The sequence below is a fragment of the Synechococcus sp. 8F6 genome (assembly GCF_002252665.1).
Lineage (GTDB): Bacteria > Cyanobacteriota > Cyanobacteriia > PCC-6307 > Cyanobiaceae > Cyanobium_A.
The window spans coordinates 116,513-132,412 of sequence record NZ_NQKZ01000004.1; the positions used below are offsets into that span (position 1 = coordinate 116,513).

Sequence of the window (15,900 nt, forward strand, 5' to 3'; positions counted from 1 at the left end):
GGCATTTCCCGAGGGGCTTCGATAAACTGACCCTTGCTCAAGACGGTCATCCATGGCGGACCCCAGCGGACCCGGTGCTGGCTCACCGGGGGAGTCCGGCGGCAACGGCGATTCGCGGATCATCCAGACCGATCTGCGCAACGAGATGTCGCGCTCCTATCTGGAGTATGCGATGAGCGTGATCGTGGGTCGGGCCCTGCCCGATGCCCGCGACGGCCTCAAGCCGGTGCACCGGCGCATCCTTTATGCGATGTACGAGCTGGGCCTGACCAGCGACCGGCCTTACCGCAAATGCGCCCGTGTGGTGGGTGAGGTGCTCGGTAAGTACCACCCTCACGGCGACACGGCGGTGTACGACGCCCTGGTGCGGATGGCCCAGGACTTCAACATGCGCATGCCCCTGGTGAACGGGCATGGCAACTTCGGCTCGGTGGACGGCGACCCCCCGGCCGCCATGCGCTACACCGAGTCGCGGCTGCAGGCGCTCACCACCGACAGCCTGCTCGAAGACATCGAAGCCGAGACGGTCGACTTCGCCGACAACTTCGACGGCTCCCAGCAGGAGCCGACCGTGATGCCAGCGCGGATTCCGCAGCTGCTGCTCAACGGCTCCACCGGCATCGCCGTGGGGATGGCGACCAACATCCCGCCCCACAACCTCACCGAGCTGATCGACGGGATGCTGGCGCTGATCGCCAACCCCGAGATCGACGATCTCCAATTGATGGCGATCATCCCGGGGCCCGACTTCCCCACGGGGGGCCAGATCCTGGGCCGCCGCGGCATCCGCGAGACCTACACCACCGGTCGTGGTTCGGTGACGATGCGTGGCGTGGCCTCGATCGAAACGGTGGAGGTGAAGGGCCGCCCCGATCGCGATGCGGTGATCATCACCGAGCTGCCGTTCCAGACCAACAAGGCCTCGCTGATTGAGCGGATCGCTGAGTTGGTGAACGACAAGAAGCTCGAGGGCATCGCCGACATCCGCGACGAATCCGACCGCGACGGCATGCGGATCGTGATCGAGCTGCGCCGCGACGCCTACCCCCAGGTGGTGCTGAACAACCTGTTCAAGCTCACCCCGCTGCAGAACAACTTCAGCGCCTACATGCTGGCGTTGGTGAAGTCGGAGCCGGTGCTGCTCACCCTGCGCAAAATGCTGCAGGTGTTTCTCGACTTCCGCGTCGAGACGATCGAGCGCCGCACCCGCTACTTCCTGCGCAAGGCGGAAGAGCGTGACCACATTCTGCTGGGTCTGCTGCTGGCCCTCGACCAGCTCGATCCGATCATCGCCCTGATCCGGGCCGCCTCGGATGCGGCCACGGCCCGCCAGCAGTTGCAGGAGCGCCACGGCCTCAGCGAGATCCAGGCCGACGCCATCCTGCAGATGCAGCTGCGCCGCCTCACCGCCCTGGAGGCCGACAAGATCCGGCTCGAGCACGAAGACCTCGTGGTCAAGATCGCCGACTACAAGGACATCCTGGCCAACCGCGAGCGGGTGCTCACGATCATCACCGAGGAGCTCGGTGTGATTCGCAGCCGCTACCTCTCGCCCCGCCGCACCGAGATCCTGGATCTGGAGGGCGGCCTTGAAGACATCGACCTGATCGCCAACGAGCGCTCGGTGGTGCTGCTCACCGAGAACGGCTACCTCAAGCGGATGCCGGTGAGCGAATTCGAGGCCACCAGCCGCGGCACCCGCGGCAAGGCCGGCACCAAGAGCCAGGGTGAGGAGGCCGTGAAGCTGTTCATCAGCTGCAACGACCACGACAACCTGCTGCTCTTCTCGGATCGGGGTGTGGTGTACACCGTGCCGGCCTACCGGGTGCCGATCTGCAGCCGGGCCGCCAAGGGCACGCCGATCGTGCAGATGCTGCCGATTCCCCGCGAGGAGCAGATCACCTCGCTGCTGGCGGTGAGCGAATTCGCCGAAGATGCCGTGCTGGTGATGCTCACCAGTGGTGGCTATGTGAAGCGCACCAGGCTCTCGGCCTTCGCCAACATCCGCTCCAACGGCCTGATCGCCATCTCCCTGGAGGACGGCGACGCCCTCACCTGGGTGCGGCTGGCCCAGCCCGGCGACAGCGTGCTGATCGGCTCGCGCAACGCCATGACCATCCACTTCCGCCTCAGCGATGAGGAGTTGCGCCCCCTGGGCCGCACCGCCCGCGGGGTGCGCGCTATGAACCTGCGTGCCGGCGATCAGCTGGTGAGCATGGATGTGATCCCGGCCGAGCTCGCCGACCAGGTGGCCAGCAGCGCCAGCGACGACGCTGACGCAGACGAGGGCGACGAAGTGGCGCCGAGCGAGGGTCCGTGGGTGCTGGTGGCCAGCGCCAGCGGCCTGGGCAAGCGGGTGCCGGTGAATCAGTTCCGGCTGCAGAAGCGGGCCGGCATGGGCCTGCGTTGCATGAAGTTCCGCCGCGCCGGCGACGTGCTGGTGGGCCTCAAGGTGCTCGGCGCCGGCGAGGAGCTGCTGCTGGTGAGCGAGAAGGGGGTGATCGTGCGCACCCAGGCCGATGCCATTCCCCAGCAGTCCCGCGCTGCCACCGGTGTGCGCCTGCAGAAGCTCGACTCCGGCGACCGCCTCACCGAAGTGGTGCTGGTGCCGCCCGCGCCGGAAGAGGAGGATGCTCCCACCCTTGAGGTGCCCGCTCTGGAGGGGGCCGAGGACCCGATTGATGCCGCGGTCAGCCCCGATACCGCCCCAGACGCCTGAGTCCCAGGCCTATCCCCATGGCCGACTTCTGGATCGCTAACACCGTCCGCGATCTGATTCAGGGTGATGTGAATGAGCACCTGCCCCTGGAGCGCATTCCTCTCCAGGGTGACGTGCTCGGCCTGGGCACCACCACCAGCATCGACAACGGCGAGCTCACCTTCCTGCAGGATGCCGATGGCGCGGCAACCACGATCTGGAAATGCCAGGCCAGCGATGGCGGCATTCGGCCCTTGCGGCCTGGGGATGGCAGCAGCCACTTCCCCTACGTGTGCTTCAGCGGTGATGCCACCGCCGTGCGCACGCCGGTGGATCTGGCCAGCCTGTGCGAGGTGCGGGGCCGGCCGTTGCAGGAGCTGGTGGCCGAGGCGATTGCCCAGCTGCGGCACCAGGGTCGGTTAGCGGAGGCGCCGATTTATGGCCTGCGCCTGGTGTCGCAGTGGGAGTCGCTGGTGATCACGGTGGCCTCGAAGCTGTGCATGGGGCAGCAGCGGCGCAACACCGCCATCGCCAGCAGTGCGGCCAGCGACGGCACCGCAGCGCGCAGCATCTACCAGCTGCTGCAGCACTACCGGTTGGCTCCGGAGGATCCTGGGGATCCCAGCGATCCGATCCGCTTTCTGGGCCGCTCCCTGGAGTGGGATTGCTGCGGCTTCTTCGATACCGATCCGGCCTTGGGCCGGGTCACCATCCCCGACCCCCATGCCCATCTGCATCTGCACGGCTGCAGCACCGATCTGCGCTACGGCGGCCACCTGCACCACGAACATCCCGGCACGCGGCTGGCCTCCCTGCAGCGGCTGGTGCTCTATCCCCTGCAGCACCTCCACCAGCTGGTGAGTGATCTGGCCATTGAGGCGCTGCACTTCCGCGATGGCAGCGCCCACTTCACCGTGGCCAACCGTGGTGCCATGGATGTGAGCGATGTGGGCGTTGCCGTGGTGGTCAACGACCGCTACAGCGGCCATCGCTATCTGCGGCTCCCCTGGCTGGCGGCCGGTGCCAGCGAAACCTTCAGCGTGCCCCTGCAGCTGCCCGCTGGGACCCATCGCCTCGTGGTGATCGCCGATCCCGAGGGTCAGATCCTGGAGGAGGCCGCTCTCCAGCTCAACAATCGCGCCAGCCTCGACATCCACCTGCCCGATGTCTGACGTGCCGGTTTCTGACGTGCTGGTGGTGGGTGGCGGCCCGGCGGCCCTGGCCATCGCCGCTGAGCTGGCGGAGCGCCAGCTGCAGGTGGCCGTGCTGGCCGCGGCTGATCCCCGCGATCCCTGGCCCAACACCTACGGCATCTGGGGCGATGAGGTGGATGCCCTCGGCCTGGGCCATCTGCTGGAGCACCGCTGGAGCCACACCTGCAGCTACTTCGGCTCCGGCAGCAGTGATCCTGCCGATCCAGCCAACAGCCCCACCCGCCACGGCCGCGACTACGGCCTGTTCGACAAAACTCGGCTGCAGCAGTTCTGGCTGGGGCGCTGCGAGGCGGCTGGCGTGCAGTGGCTGCGGGGGTTGGCGCAGGAGCTGAGCCATGGGGGTGGCCGCAGTCGGCTCACCTGCACGGATGGCGCCGTGCTTGAGGCGCGGCTGGTGGTGGATGCCAGCGGCCACCAGGCGGTGTTTGTGCAGCGGCCCGACCGGGGGCCGGTGGCGGGGCAGGCGGCCTATGGCGTGGTGGGGCGCTTCTCGGCGCCGCCGGTGGAGCCGGGGCAATTCGTGCTGATGGATTACCGCGCCGATCACCTCAGCGCAGCGGAGCGGCAGGAGCCCCCCACCTTTCTCTATGCAATGGACCTGGGGGAGGGCCGCTTCTTCGTGGAGGAAACCTCGCTGGCCCTGGCGCCGCCCGTGCCCTACGACACGCTGCGCTCCCGGCTGCAGCGGAGGCTGGCCCATCGCGGCGTGGCGATCGAGCAGGTGGAGCACGAAGAGTTCTGCCTGTTTCCGATGAACCTGCCCCTGCCGGATCTCGATCAACCGGTGTTGGGCTTCGGTGGGGCCGCGGCGATGGTGCATCCGGCCTCGGGCTACATGGTGGGGTCGCTGCTGCGCCGGGCTCCTGGGGTGGCGGATGCGGTGGCGGCGGCGCTGGAGGCGGATCCCGCGGCTTCACCAGCCCAATTGGCCCAGGCGGGCTGGCAGGCGTTGTGGTCGTTGGAGCTGCGCCGCAAGCATGCGCTCTACCAATTCGGACTGGAGAAGCTGATGCGTTTCTCCGAGTCCCAGCTGCGGGCCCACTTCGCCACCTTCTTCGCCCTGCCCGATGCCCAGTGGTATGGCTTCCTGGCCAACACCGCCAGCGTTCCCGAATTGGTGGCGGCCATGGTGCGGTTGTTTGCCACCGCCCCCTGGAGCGTGAAGGCCGGCCTGATGGCCATGCAGGGGCGGGAGCTGGCGCTGGGCCTGCGGCTGGCCTGGCCGGTGGGCAGCTGATGGCTGCGCGCCGCACCCTGGGATCGCTCTGGCCGCGTTCAATCGGCAACCAGTGCCTGTTGATGCTGCCGCTGGGCGTGCTGGTGGGCCTGCTCTGGCCCCAGGCTGCCGAGGCGCTCGAGCCCCTCGGTCGGCTGTTTCTGCAGGCCTCCCAGATCGTTGTGATGCCGTTTTTGATCTGCGAGCTGGTGGTGGGCTTCGGCTCGTTGCAGCCGGGCATGCTGCGCAGCTTCGTGCGCTCCGGGCTGGTGGTGCTGCTGGGCCTGTGGTTCGCGGCGGGGGCAGTGGTGCTGCTGCTGCCGTGCTTCCTGCCGCCCCTGGTCACCTCCCAGTTTTTTCACGCCGGGCTATTCGAGCGACCGCAGCCGGTCGATCTGCTGGGGGTGTATTTGCCCGACAACATCTTCAGCGGCCTAGCCGCAGACAATTTTCCCGCCGTGGTGCTGTTCAGCTCGGTGCTGGGGATGGTGCTCCAGAGCCTGGAGACCAAGGCCCGGCTGCTGGAGCCCCTGGAGGTGATCCGGCAGCTGTTTTCGGGGCTCAACCGCCTGGTGGCGCGGATCGTTCCCTTCGGCATCTTCGCGCTCACGGCCCTCAACACTGCTCGGCTCGACTGGCCGCAGCTGCTGCGCATCCAGGGTTTCTTCCAGCTCTCGATGCTCGGCTTCCTGCTGCTCACGATCCTGTGCGCCGGCATGCTGCTGGCCCTGGTGCCTCTGCCGGCGGGTCTGCTCTGGCGCGCGATCCGGGGGCCGCTGGTGCTCACCGCCAGCAGCGCCAACCTTCTGATTACGCTGCCGATGCTGGTGGAGAACCTGCGCCACGAACTGCCCGCCAGCCTCGATCCAGGCGGGCGCCAGCCCCAGGCCGCCGATGAACTGGCCCCGCTGGTGTCACTCGGCTATGCCCTGCCCACCCTGGGGCAGGTGGCGGCGCTCTGGTTCATCCCCTTCGCCGGCTGGTATGTGGATCAGCCGTTGAGCCCCGCCCAGAGCGCCAGGATGCTGCTCACGGCCATCCCGGCCGCCGTTTCCGGGCTGAAGGCGGTGATCCGCGAGGAGCTGCAGGCCCGCGGTCTGCCGCTTGATCTGCTCCAGCTGATCTACATCAACGGCGAGTGGCTCTACCGCTTTGAGAAGGTGCTGTCCCTCGAGGGGTTGGTGGTGCTGGCGGTGCTCGTCTATGCCCGGGCTGTGGGCCGCTGCCGCCTGCGGCCGCTGCCTCTGCTGGCGGCGCCTCTGCTGGCTGCTCTGTTTGCCTTGGGCGGCGGCCGCTTGGCCCGGGCCCAGCTGGCGCAGGCGCTCGAGGGCACCTACCGCAACGATCAGAAGCTGCTGGCCCTCGGATCTATCGACCAGCTCAAGCCGCCGCCTGCGCTGCAGCAGCTGCAGCCGGGGCCGGTGAGCCTGGCGGCGATCCTGCAGCGGCGGGTGCTGCGGGTGGGGGTTCGCTCTGACGGCATGCCCTGGGCGTATCGCAACGGCCGCGGAGAGCTGGTGGGCTACGACCTTGATCTGGTGTCAGCCCTGGCGCGTAGCCTCGGCGTGCGCCTGGAGGTGCGCGAGGCCGATCTGGAGAGCCTGGAACGCTGGCTGGATTCGGCCTGGATTGATCTGGCGGTGGGCGGCATCCAGACCAGCCCTCAGCGGGCCGTGCGCACCAGCTCAGCCAGGGCTACCAGCGGGTGCATCTGGCCCTGGTGGTGCCCGATGCCAAGGTGGCCCTGCTCCAGAACCTGCGCCAGCAGCGGTTGATGCGGCCGCTGCTGATTGCCGTTACCGATCCGCAGCTGCTCACCCCGGAGCTGCGCGATCAGCAGCGCCAGGAGCTGGCGGGCACCCAGGGGCGCCTCAGCCTGCAGCTGCAGCCCCTGGTCAGCAAGGATTTGTTTTTCGGCGCTGATGGTCAGAGCCGTTTCGATGGCCTGCTCACCACCGCCGAGGGTGGCTCCTCCTGGGCGGTGCTGCACCCCCGCACCACCTTGATTGCCCCGTTCGAGGATCGCCTGGCCGGCGAGCTGGTCTGGGCGATCGCAGGTGATGACGCTGCCCTGCGCCGCTACATCAACGCCTGGCTGGCGCGCGAGCAGGCCCGCGGACAGATGGAGGCGCTCTTCGATTACTGGGTGCGGCTCAGCCCGTCGGAGCGGACAGGGCGCTGATGGCGTGCTGGCGGCACCGGGGTTGTCTATCCCAGCCATCACCCACCAGGTGATGCAGCAGCAGGCGTCTGCCCGCAGCCCAGGCAGTCCTGAGGCCCCGGCGGTGGGTTGGGTTGGCAGGCGTTGCAGCGCAGCCTGGCGGCGCTCGCATGTCTTTGCCAGCGCCAGGGCGCCGCTGTGATGCCGGCAAGTTGCGACTTTTTGCCAGCTTGTGATCAAAAAGTCGCGACTTTTTGCCACTAGCCACTAGTTTGGTCGCATGCAACGCTATCTCGAGGCCCAGCTTCGCCGTGATCTGGCCCGCAAGGCTGTTGTGCTGACGGGTGCCCGTCAGGTTGGCAAGACGACACTGGCCCGGCAGCTCATCGGGCAGGTCAGCTCGGCGAGCTACCTCAACTGGGACGTCCCCGCCGATCGTGCTGTGCTACTGCGGCAGTCATGGGATCCGCGGGCAGCTTTGGTGGTTCTCGACGAGATCCACAAGATGCCTGCGTGGAAGCCATGGCTCAAGGGGGTTATCGATGCCAAGCCTGCAGAGCAAGCGCTGCTGGTCACCGGCAGTGCCCGCATGGACACCTTTCGGCAATCGGGCGAGTCATTGGCCGGCCGTTATCTGCATCTGCACCTCGATCCCATTTCGGTGCGCGAATGGTGCACGCAGACCGGAGCTGGGCCCGAGCGGGCGCTGCTGCATCTGATCGAGCGCGGTGGCTTCCCCGAGCCTGCACTGGCTGAAAGTGCCGATGAAGCCAGGCGTTGGCGCCGTCAGTACGCCACTGACCTGATTCGTGAAGACGTGCTCGAGTTTTCACGCCTGCAGGAGATCAATGCGATGCGGGTGTTTGTGGAGCTGCTGCGCGAACGCGTGGGCTCGCCCCTGTCGCTGGCTTCCGTGGCCCGAGACCTGGCGGTGTCGCCCACCACCTTGAAGCGTTATCTGCAGATCCTGCAGGCGCTCCACGTGGTGATTCTGGTACAGCCCTGGCACCGCAACATTGCCCGCTCACTGCTGCAGGCCCCAAAGGTGTATTTCATCGATACCGGCATGGTGAAGGGTGATGAGGGCGTGCGTTTTGAGAATGCGGTCGCCGTCATGCTCTGCAAGCAGGTGCACTACCGCGGCGACACCACCGGCCGCGACGTCGGCCTTCACTACATCCGCACCAAGGATGGTGCCGAGGTTGATTTCTGCCTGAGTTGTGATGGTGCCCTCTACCAGCTGCTGGAGTGCAAGTTGTCAGACACCAGGCCCCATCGGGCCTTGGCACGCTTTGCAACACAATGCGTTGATGCCGAAGCGGTGCAATTGGTGCGCGATGCCAGACAGGTCGAACGGCGCGGAGTCATTGCGATCGAACCTGCTGCAGCCTGGTTGGCCCGCCTTGATGCCTGATCGGAGCGCATGACCGCCTTGCTCGGGCCCGCCGCCCTGGTTGCCCGCCTGCAGGCCGGCGAAGCGGTGCTGCTCCCGCCCGACAAGCCCCTATTCTTGATGGGGGCCGACCTGGCCCAGCTGCAGCAGCCTCGGGCTGCGGCTGCCCGCCTGCTCGATGGCCCACTAGTTGCTGGCCAAAAACAACTTACTGAAATCCAATTAAGCTCAGGGAATCGCATCGCCAACATCATGAATCGAGCTGAAAGTAGTCCCGTTGAGCTGATGCTCGCTGATTTTGATAAGCCTGAGCATCGGCATATCGTCTTGGTTTTAACCAGTGACTACTTTGCGTGGATGAACGGTGAGATTCAGCAGGCGATGGGCTGTTCCATCCCAGAGCTAGTTGGCATGGAGCTGGAGCCGTATATCGACTCAGTCATGGTGAGCGTCTGCCGCAGCACCCCTCCTGAAAGTGTGTTCTATTTCGCCACAATCCACGGTCGGTCCGTTGGCATGGGTGGATTGCGCCGTCTACCCGACGGCAGTGCCGAAGTGGTTCGAATTTATACGAGACCCGAATATCGTGGATGTGGCATCGGCACAATGGTGTTGCAGCAGCTGATCAGCGAGGCGCGCCGCTTTGGCTACGCCATGCTCAAGTTGGATACCGGTGTGTTCATGAAGGCGGCCCAGTCCATCTACAAGGCAGCAGGCTTCGTGGAGATTGAGCCTTATCAGGGGGCAGAGCCTCCAGCAACAGTTCACGCTATCTGGCTGTTCATGCAGAAAACGCTCTGATTCGAGGATGGTGACCAATCGCCACATCTGGTCACGTCACTTACAGCACCGCCTAATCGATGGAGGTGGGTGCCTCCAATTCCCCCAGCAGTTGGGCCGTCTCGGGCATCGCCGCCCCGCAGCTCTGTCCGCGTTGCAGGGGGTTGCGATAGATCGTCTGCAGCTCCATTGGCCGTCCCGCCCGCGCATCCAGTTGCATGCTCGGTGCATAGTCGGGAATCGCTTCAGTCTGGGCGAGGAAGCTGGCCACTACGTTGGCATCCAGGGGATTCCCCGTCGCCGCTGCCGCCTCCACCACCTCCTGCATGATCCGCTCGAGACGGTCCCGCAGAGCGGCGTCAGCCAACACCCCCTGGGTGCCCCTGCCGCTGACAACGCACAGACCCGAGAACGCCATATTCCAGACCAGCTTGCGCCAGCGCATGCGCTGGAGGCTCTCGCCGCAGTCGATTGGAACACCAGCGGCTCGTAGGTCGTCCGCCACCCAGTTGCAAGCCTGCTGAGCTTCATCGGACGGTTCGCCCGTGGCGCTCCAGAGGGCGAGATGGATCAGTCCCGCGGCGTAATGCTTCACATGCGCTGGGGCCACCCGGCTGCAAGCGATGTCGCAGACCCCTCCCAGCACGATCGAGCCCGGTGAGGCCTCGGCAACGGCGTCTTCTCCACCCAGCCCGTTCTGCAGCAGCAGGATCACCGCTGCTGGCGCCGCAAGCCCCGCCAGCAGCCCAGCAAGCTGGTGGTTGGCGGTGGACTTGATCGCCACGATCAGCCCATCGACCGACCCCAGTTCCCGTACGTTCCCCACCAACTGGGAGGCGGGCACGGTGATATCACCCCAGGGGGAATCCACCCTTAATCCCTGCCGGCGGCCCCGCCTGCAGGGGATGCCGCTGGCCGGCTGGCAGCGCCGTGGCTCCTCGCGATGTGCAGTAACCAGGCCGCGTATCCGTTGGGCCGGGAGAAGCTGATGCAGTTTTCGAGGCTAGCTGCGGCTCAACTGCTCCACTTTCTTATCCCTGATGGATGCCGAGTGGAGTTGATGGCTGCAATGCTGATCCTGTTTGCCACTATCCCGCTGGGTGTAAAGCCGGCCTTCTGGTGCCCAGCTGGGTCTGAGCACCAGAAGAACACGGAGCATGTAGTTCGCCCCTGGTATGATTTATTTGTTGCTGGATTAGCTGCTGGCGCAATGGTCCTCAACAATTTCACCAACATGACGACATTTTCACGTGCTCTCCTGCTCCTCGGTCTTTTAGCCGGAGCGTTCGCGCCCCTTGCAGCCAACGCCGACTACTCGAAGTGCACGAAGAAGATTAAGTCCATGGGCTATTTTATTACCGATGTCGACAACGACTGGGATCAGCCATATGACAAGTTTGATGCCGTAAAAAATGGAAAAGTGTATAATATATGGGTCGATAAAAACACCTGTGAAATCAAGCAGGTTATCCTGGATAATGAAAACCGTCGCTGGAATGATTGAATCCGTCTGCTTGATTGGTTTGGGCCGCTGATCGCCTGCTCAGGCCGATGGCATGCCTGCCCAATCAGCGGCATTGAGCAGCGGAAACAGCCCGTCTTCGACGCTGATGGCCTCGAGCCATTGGGCCGGAAGCTCGGTGCCGTTGTCGATGGCATCGATCAGGCGCCAGAAGCGGTCGAGGTGACGCTCGATCCGCTCCTTGGCCAGCTCGGTGGTGGTGCCGGCCCGCAGGATGAAGCTCCAGTCGGAGCTCTGGGCCAGCAGCAGCTCGCGGCCAGCCTGGGTGAGCAGGTTGCGCTGGGCCTCGCTGCCCACTCCCTGCTGCACCCGCCGCACCATCGCCAGGGAGGCCCGTTGCCACTCCGCCACCACCCAGGCGTTGGTCTCGTTGAGCCAATAGTCGTGGTAGCCACCCTGGCCCCAGCTGCTGGGGGAGGGGCGGCACACCTGCAGGGGATCGCCGCTGGCCAGGCTCTCGCGCAGGGTCACCAGGCGCACCCCGGCTGCGCTGGCTTGGCGAAACAGGGCGGCCAGGAACTGGGGCCCTTCAAACCACCAGTGGCCAAACAGTTCAGCGTCGAAGGGGGCCACCAGCAGGGGCCGGCGCTCCATCGAGCGTGCCAGCCCGGTCAGTTCCTCGGCCCGGCCCTCCAGGTAGGCGGCGGCGTGTTGCTCAATGCGCTCGGCGGCAACCTCAGGCTCGTAGGGCAACTTCTGGTCGAGTGGGCAGCCCTGGGCGCTGACCCGGTGCAGCTTCAGGCCCAGGGGGCGGCGGCTGCGGATGCCGTGGCTGGTTAGTTCGGCTTCGGGGAGGTCCCAGCCCAGGTCGCGGTGAAATTCCCGGTAGGCCCCATCGCCGGGGTAGCCCTCGCGGGCGCTCCACACCGGCAGGGTGGCGCTGCTGTCGCGGCCGAACAAGGCCACCCCCGCCGGCGAGCAGATCGGCGCAAACACCCCGTAGCGGGGCCGTGGCAGGGCGTGCAGCAGACCGTGGGCGTCGAGCACCGAGTAGCGCAGGCCGGCGGCCACCAGCTGCTGGTCGAGCCCCTCGTAGTAGGCGCACTCCGGCAGCCAGATGCCGAGGGGCCGCTCGCCCAGCAGCCGCTCGTGCTCGCGCACGGCTGTCACCAGCTGGGCCCGCACCGCCTCGGGCACCTGGCGCAGCAGGGGCAGGTAGCCGTGGGTGGCGCCGCAGGTAATCAGGTCGAGCACGCCCTGCTGCTGCAGGCGCCGGAAGCGGGGGATCAGGGCCCCCTCGATCTGGATCCACTGCTCCACCACCGCAACAAGCTGGCTGGCCAGGTGGGTGGCAGCCTCGCCGAGCTCCTGCGGCGCCTGCTGCAGCAGCTCCTGGCGCAGGGCGATCCAGGGCAGGAAGCGGGCGTTGAGGGGGCGGTCGGCCAGCAGCGACAGCAGGGTGGGCGAGAGGCCGAGGGTGAGCCGGGGGCGCTGGCGCCGGTCAGCGGCGGCGGCCTCCAGCACGGCGAGTAGTGGCAGGTAGCACTCCTGGAGCGCCTGGAAATACCAGTCTTCTTCCAGCGAACCGGGTTCGCTGGAGCGCACGTAGGGCAGATGCGCGTGGAGGACTAGGGCCAGATCGCCTGCGGCCATAACCATCCTGCGATCACGGCACTCTAGGCGTAGTGCCCGCATACAATTGACTAACTCATAGTCATTCCGCCTAGAGGGGCTCCCCTATGGCCCGCGATCCCGGCCGCGTATTGATCTTCGATACCACCTTGCGCGATGGCGAGCAGTCGCCTGGCGCCAGCCTGAACCTCGAGGAGAAGCTGGCGATCGCCCAGCAGCTGGCCCGGCTGGGGGTGGACATCATTGAGGCTGGCTTCCCCTTTGCCAGCCCTGGCGATTTCAATGCCGTGCAGCGCATTGCCGAAACCGTTGGTACGCCCGAAGGGCCAGTGATCTGCGGCCTGGCTCGGGCCGCAGCCGGCGACATCAAGGCCTGCGCTGATGCGGTGGCGCCCGCTGCTAAGCGGCGCATCCACACCTTTATCGCCACCAGCGACATCCATCTCGAGCACAAGCTGCGCAAGAGCCGCGCCGAGGTGCTGGCGATCACCGCCGAGATGGTGGCCTACGCCCGCTCGCTGGTGGACGACGTGGAGTTCTCCTGCGAAGACGCCGGCCGCAGCGATCCGGAATTCATGCATCAGGTGATCGAGGCGGCGATCAATGCCGGCGCCACCACGATCAACATCCCCGACACCGTGGGCTACGCCACCCCGGCGGAATTCGGCGCCCTGATCGCCGGCATCAATGCCCAGGTGCCCAACATCGACCAGGCGGTGATCTCGGTGCACGGCCACAACGACCTGGGTCTGGCGGTGGCCAACTTCCTCGAGGCGGTGAAAAACGGCGCCCGCCAGCTGGAGTGCACGATCAATGGCATCGGTGAGCGGGCCGGCAACGCCTCGCTCGAGGAGCTGGTGATGGCTCTGCACGTGCGGCGCAGCTACTTCAACCCCTTCCTGGGGCGGCCAGCCGAGAGCACCGAACCGCTCACGGGCGTGCGCACCGAGGAGATCACCAAGACCTCGCGGCTGGTGAGCAACCTCACCGGCATGGCGGTGCAGCCCAATAAGGCGATCGTGGGCGCCAATGCCTTTGCCCATGAATCGGGGATCCACCAGGACGGCGTGCTCAAAAACCGCCTCACCTACGAAATCATTGATGCCCGCACGGTTGGTTTGGCCGACAACCGCATCTCCCTGGGCAAGCTGAGCGGCCGCAGCGCCTTCCGGGCCCGGCTCGAGGAGCTGGGCTACACGCTCGAGCGGGAGGACCTCGACGATGCCTTCGCCCGTTTCAAGGAGCTGGCGGATCGCAAGCGGGAAATCAGCGACCGCGATCTCGAGGCGATCGTGAGCGAGCAGGTGCAGCAGCAAGATGGCGGCAGCTTCACCCTCAAGAGCGTGCAGGTGAGCTGTGGCACCGGCTTGCAGCCCACCGCCACCGTCACCCTGGTGACTGCGGATGGCGCCGAGCTCAGCGAGGCGGCGATCGGCACCGGGCCGGTGGATGCGGTGTGTCAGGCGCTCAATCGGCTGGCCCAAGTGCCCAATGAGCTGGTGGAATTTTCGGTGAAATCGGTGACCGAAGGCATCGACGCCATGGGCGATGTGACGATCCGGCTGCGCCACGAGGGCGTGCTGTATTCGGGCCACTCAGCCGACACTGACATCGTGGTGGCCGCCGCCCAGGCCTTCGTGAACGCCCTCAATAGGCTGGTGGCCGGTGGTCGTCACCAGCCGCTGCACCCCCAGAAGGCGCCGCTGCCCGTAGTGGGCGACCTGGCCCTGGCCGACCGGCCACGGCTCTAGGCATGTGGGTGCGACATTTCAGCTTGGGCTCGCATCCCGGGTTTGCTGTTGTTTTTATTGATTAGCTAAGCCAAGACTAAGCTAAGCGCCAAAACATGACATCCCCCCTAGCCAGTCCCCTCCCCCTGAGTCATCTGATTCCTTCTAGCTCCCCCCGCCATGAGCCTGCCCCTCTCCGGACCGCGCCGCTCACGGCTCAGTGCCGCCGCTCAGCTGATTTTGCTGTTGCTGGTGGCCCTGGCGATGCTGGTGCCGCTGCTGTGGCTGGTGAGCACCTCGCTCAAGGGTCCGACGGAGAACATTTTCACCAGCCCGCCAGCCCTCTGGCCCAGTCAGCCCAGCTTTGAGGCCTACAGGCGCCTTTTTACCGACAATCCGATCGGCGTCTACCTGCTCAACAGCACGATTGTGAGTGGCCTGGCGGTGCTGGCCAACGTGCTCTTCTGCTCGCTGGCGGCCTATCCGCTGGCCCGCATGAATTTTCGCGGCCGGGGCTTGGTGTTGGCCCTAGTGGTAGCAACGATTTTGATCCCTTTTCAGGTGGTGATGATTCCGCTCTACCTGCTGATGGTGCAGATCGGCCTGCGCAATACCCTTTGGGCCCTGATCATTCCTCAGGCGGCCACCGCCTTTGGCATTTTCCTGCTGCGGCAGAGCTTCCTGGGGGTGCCAGTGGAGCTGGAGGATGCGGCCCGTTGCGATGGCTGCACGCCGCTGGGGGAGTGGTGGAACGTGATGATTCCAGCGGCCCGGGCCGACTTGATCACCCTGGCGATGTTCGTATTTATCGGCACCTGGAGCGATTTTCTCTGGCCCCTGGTGATCCTCGATGAACCCGAGCTCTACACCCTGCCGCTTGGGCTGCAGCAGCTGGCCAGCACCTTTTCGCTCGACTGGCGCCTGGTGGCGGCAGGAGCGGTGATTTCGATCCTGCCGGTGCTGGTGGTGTTTATCGGCCTGCAGCGCTACATCCTGCCCAGCGCCGCCGGCGATGCAGTCAAAGGTTGAAAACCTGATCAGTTGGCAGCTGCAGGGGGGCGCATAGGCGGCAGGGGCGGCACTCCCAAAGGCAGCTCATCGGTTTTCGGGTCAGTCGCTTCGCTGGGGCGGGCTGCGCGCAACTTGCTGAGCTCGGCCCGCAGGTTGGCGGTTTCGCGGCTCAGCCCATCGATGCGGGTGCTGTTGCGCTCCACCGCCTGCAGCCGCTCCACGGTGGTGCGCAGCTGCTGTTCCAGGCCAGTGGTGCGATCAAGGGCCCGGCTGTTCTCCAACCCCTGCACCCGCTCCTGCAGCTGGCGGATCGTGTCGTTCTGCTGGCGGGATTTGCCTACGATCACCAAAAAAAGCACCACCAGCATTGCCGTGACGCCGGCCTGCAGCCAGGGCACCCAGGCGAGGGAAGCGCCGTTGGGGCTGGCATCGGTGCTGATCGCGGCTTGGTCAGGGGCTGGGGTCATCAAGGCCGGCTGCCAGTTCTGCTTCGATCCTGCCTGCCTGCCGGGCGTTTGTCAGGGGTGTGAACTCCTGTGGGAGGGTGAATGTATTGGAAAAGGAGAGCCGACTGTGCCGGTGGCTGGCCCAAAACTTAGGTCG

General features: G+C 65.9%; 13 protein-coding genes. 10 read left to right on the forward strand and 3 right to left on the reverse strand.

The genetic code is table 11. The features are described 5' to 3' along the window. Positions 1-52 precede the first annotated feature (52 nt). From gyrA to CJZ78_RS04930, 7 genes are all read left to right on the forward strand, one after another. Complete coding sequence (gene gyrA / locus CJZ78_RS04900) at positions 53-2,719, forward strand: DNA gyrase subunit A (protein WP_094559764.1); 2,667 nt, start codon at positions 53-55, stop codon at positions 2,717-2,719. Positions 2,720-2,736: 17 nt separating this feature from the next. Continuing rightward, positions 2,737-3,870: a CARDB domain-containing protein gene (locus tag CJZ78_RS04905; RefSeq protein WP_094559765.1), complete on the forward strand. Its 1,134-nt coding sequence runs from the start codon at positions 2,737-2,739 to the stop codon at positions 3,868-3,870. Next, complete coding sequence (gene crtL / locus CJZ78_RS04910; protein ID WP_094559766.1) at positions 3,863-5,149, forward strand: lycopene beta cyclase; 1,287 nt, start codon at positions 3,863-3,865, stop codon at positions 5,147-5,149. Before CJZ78_RS04905 ends, crtL begins: the two co-directional genes overlap by 8 nt. Then, positions 5,149-6,903, forward strand: coding sequence for a cation:dicarboxylate symporter family transporter (locus CJZ78_RS04915; RefSeq protein WP_094559767.1), 1,755 nt, complete (start codon positions 5,149-5,151; stop codon positions 6,901-6,903). The genes crtL and CJZ78_RS04915 overlap by 1 nt, the downstream gene beginning before the upstream one ends. Next, positions 6,834-7,310: a hypothetical protein gene (locus tag CJZ78_RS04920; RefSeq protein ID WP_094559768.1), complete on the forward strand. Its 477-nt coding sequence runs from the start codon at positions 6,834-6,836 to the stop codon at positions 7,308-7,310. Before CJZ78_RS04915 ends, CJZ78_RS04920 begins: the two co-directional genes overlap by 70 nt. Positions 7,311-7,569: 259 nt before the next feature. Then, complete coding sequence (locus CJZ78_RS04925) at positions 7,570-8,703, forward strand: ATP-binding protein (protein ID WP_094559769.1); 1,134 nt, start codon at positions 7,570-7,572, stop codon at positions 8,701-8,703. A 9-nt stretch (positions 8,704-8,712) separates the two neighbouring features. Beyond that, positions 8,713-9,483, forward strand: coding sequence for a GNAT family N-acetyltransferase (locus tag CJZ78_RS04930; protein ID WP_094559770.1), 771 nt, complete (start codon positions 8,713-8,715; stop codon positions 9,481-9,483). Positions 9,484-9,535: 52 nt separating this feature from the next. Here CJZ78_RS04930 and CJZ78_RS04935 read toward each other — a convergent pair whose 3' ends face one another. After that, a complete protein-coding gene (locus CJZ78_RS04935) occupies positions 9,536-10,456 on the reverse strand; it encodes a 2-dehydropantoate 2-reductase (protein ID WP_094559771.1) in 921 nt (306 codons plus the stop codon). Here CJZ78_RS04935 and CJZ78_RS04940 point away from each other — a divergent pair. Beyond that, positions 10,406-10,966 (forward strand): hypothetical protein, encoded by a 561-nt coding sequence (locus CJZ78_RS04940; protein ID WP_094559772.1) that lies wholly within the window; start codon positions 10,406-10,408, stop codon positions 10,964-10,966. The two genes, CJZ78_RS04935 and CJZ78_RS04940, sit on opposite strands and share 51 nt — an antisense overlap. Before the next feature lie 39 nt (positions 10,967-11,005). Here the strand turns inward: CJZ78_RS04940 and CJZ78_RS04945 are convergent, their stop codons facing one another. After that, positions 11,006-12,577 (reverse strand): glycoside hydrolase family 57 protein, encoded by a 1,572-nt coding sequence (locus CJZ78_RS04945; RefSeq protein WP_094559773.1) that lies wholly within the window; start codon positions 12,575-12,577, stop codon positions 11,006-11,008. 86 nt (positions 12,578-12,663) lie between these two features. On the opposite strand from CJZ78_RS04945, the gene CJZ78_RS04950 reads away from it, so the two are divergent. Both CJZ78_RS04950 and CJZ78_RS04955 read left to right on the forward strand, forming a co-directional pair. Further along, a complete protein-coding gene (locus CJZ78_RS04950) occupies positions 12,664-14,307 on the forward strand; it encodes a 2-isopropylmalate synthase (RefSeq protein WP_094559774.1) in 1,644 nt (547 codons plus the stop codon). Positions 14,308-14,466: 159 nt separating this feature from the next. Then, complete coding sequence (locus CJZ78_RS04955; RefSeq protein ID WP_094559775.1) at positions 14,467-15,315, forward strand: carbohydrate ABC transporter permease; 849 nt, start codon at positions 14,467-14,469, stop codon at positions 15,313-15,315. Positions 15,316-15,323: 8 nt separating this feature from the next. On the opposite strand, the gene CJZ78_RS14015 is transcribed toward CJZ78_RS04955, so the two are convergent. Next, positions 15,324-15,764 (reverse strand): hypothetical protein, encoded by a 441-nt coding sequence (locus tag CJZ78_RS14015; protein ID WP_158217029.1) that lies wholly within the window; start codon positions 15,762-15,764, stop codon positions 15,324-15,326. Between the last annotated feature and the right edge of the window lie 136 nt (positions 15,765-15,900).

What these genes read in the sequence shown, in the direction of transcription:
- CJZ78_RS04915 (WP_094559767.1), top strand. Translation starts at nt 5,149, where the DNA reads ATGGCTGCGCGCCGCACCCTGGGATCGCTCTGGCCGCGTTCAATCGGC.
- CJZ78_RS04955 (WP_094559775.1), top strand. Translation starts at nt 14,467, where the DNA reads ATGAGCCTGCCCCTCTCCGGACCGCGCCGCTCACGGCTCAGTGCCGCC.
- CJZ78_RS14015 (WP_158217029.1), bottom strand. Translation starts at nt 15,764, where the DNA reads ATGACCCCAGCCCCTGACCAAGCCGCGATCAGCACCGATGCCAGCCCC.
- CJZ78_RS04925 (WP_094559769.1), top strand. Translation starts at nt 7,570, where the DNA reads ATGCAACGCTATCTCGAGGCCCAGCTTCGCCGTGATCTGGCCCGCAAG.
- CJZ78_RS04950 (WP_094559774.1), top strand. Translation starts at nt 12,664, where the DNA reads ATGGCCCGCGATCCCGGCCGCGTATTGATCTTCGATACCACCTTGCGC.
- CJZ78_RS04945 (WP_094559773.1), bottom strand. Translation starts at nt 12,577, where the DNA reads ATGGCCGCAGGCGATCTGGCCCTAGTCCTCCACGCGCATCTGCCCTAC.
- gyrA (WP_094559764.1), top strand. Translation starts at nt 53, where the DNA reads ATGGCGGACCCCAGCGGACCCGGTGCTGGCTCACCGGGGGAGTCCGGC.
- CJZ78_RS04940 (WP_094559772.1), top strand. Translation starts at nt 10,406, where the DNA reads ATGTGCAGTAACCAGGCCGCGTATCCGTTGGGCCGGGAGAAGCTGATG.
- CJZ78_RS04905 (WP_094559765.1), top strand. Translation starts at nt 2,737, where the DNA reads ATGGCCGACTTCTGGATCGCTAACACCGTCCGCGATCTGATTCAGGGT.
- crtL (WP_094559766.1), top strand. Translation starts at nt 3,863, where the DNA reads ATGTCTGACGTGCCGGTTTCTGACGTGCTGGTGGTGGGTGGCGGCCCG.
- CJZ78_RS04930 (WP_094559770.1), top strand. Translation starts at nt 8,713, where the DNA reads ATGACCGCCTTGCTCGGGCCCGCCGCCCTGGTTGCCCGCCTGCAGGCC.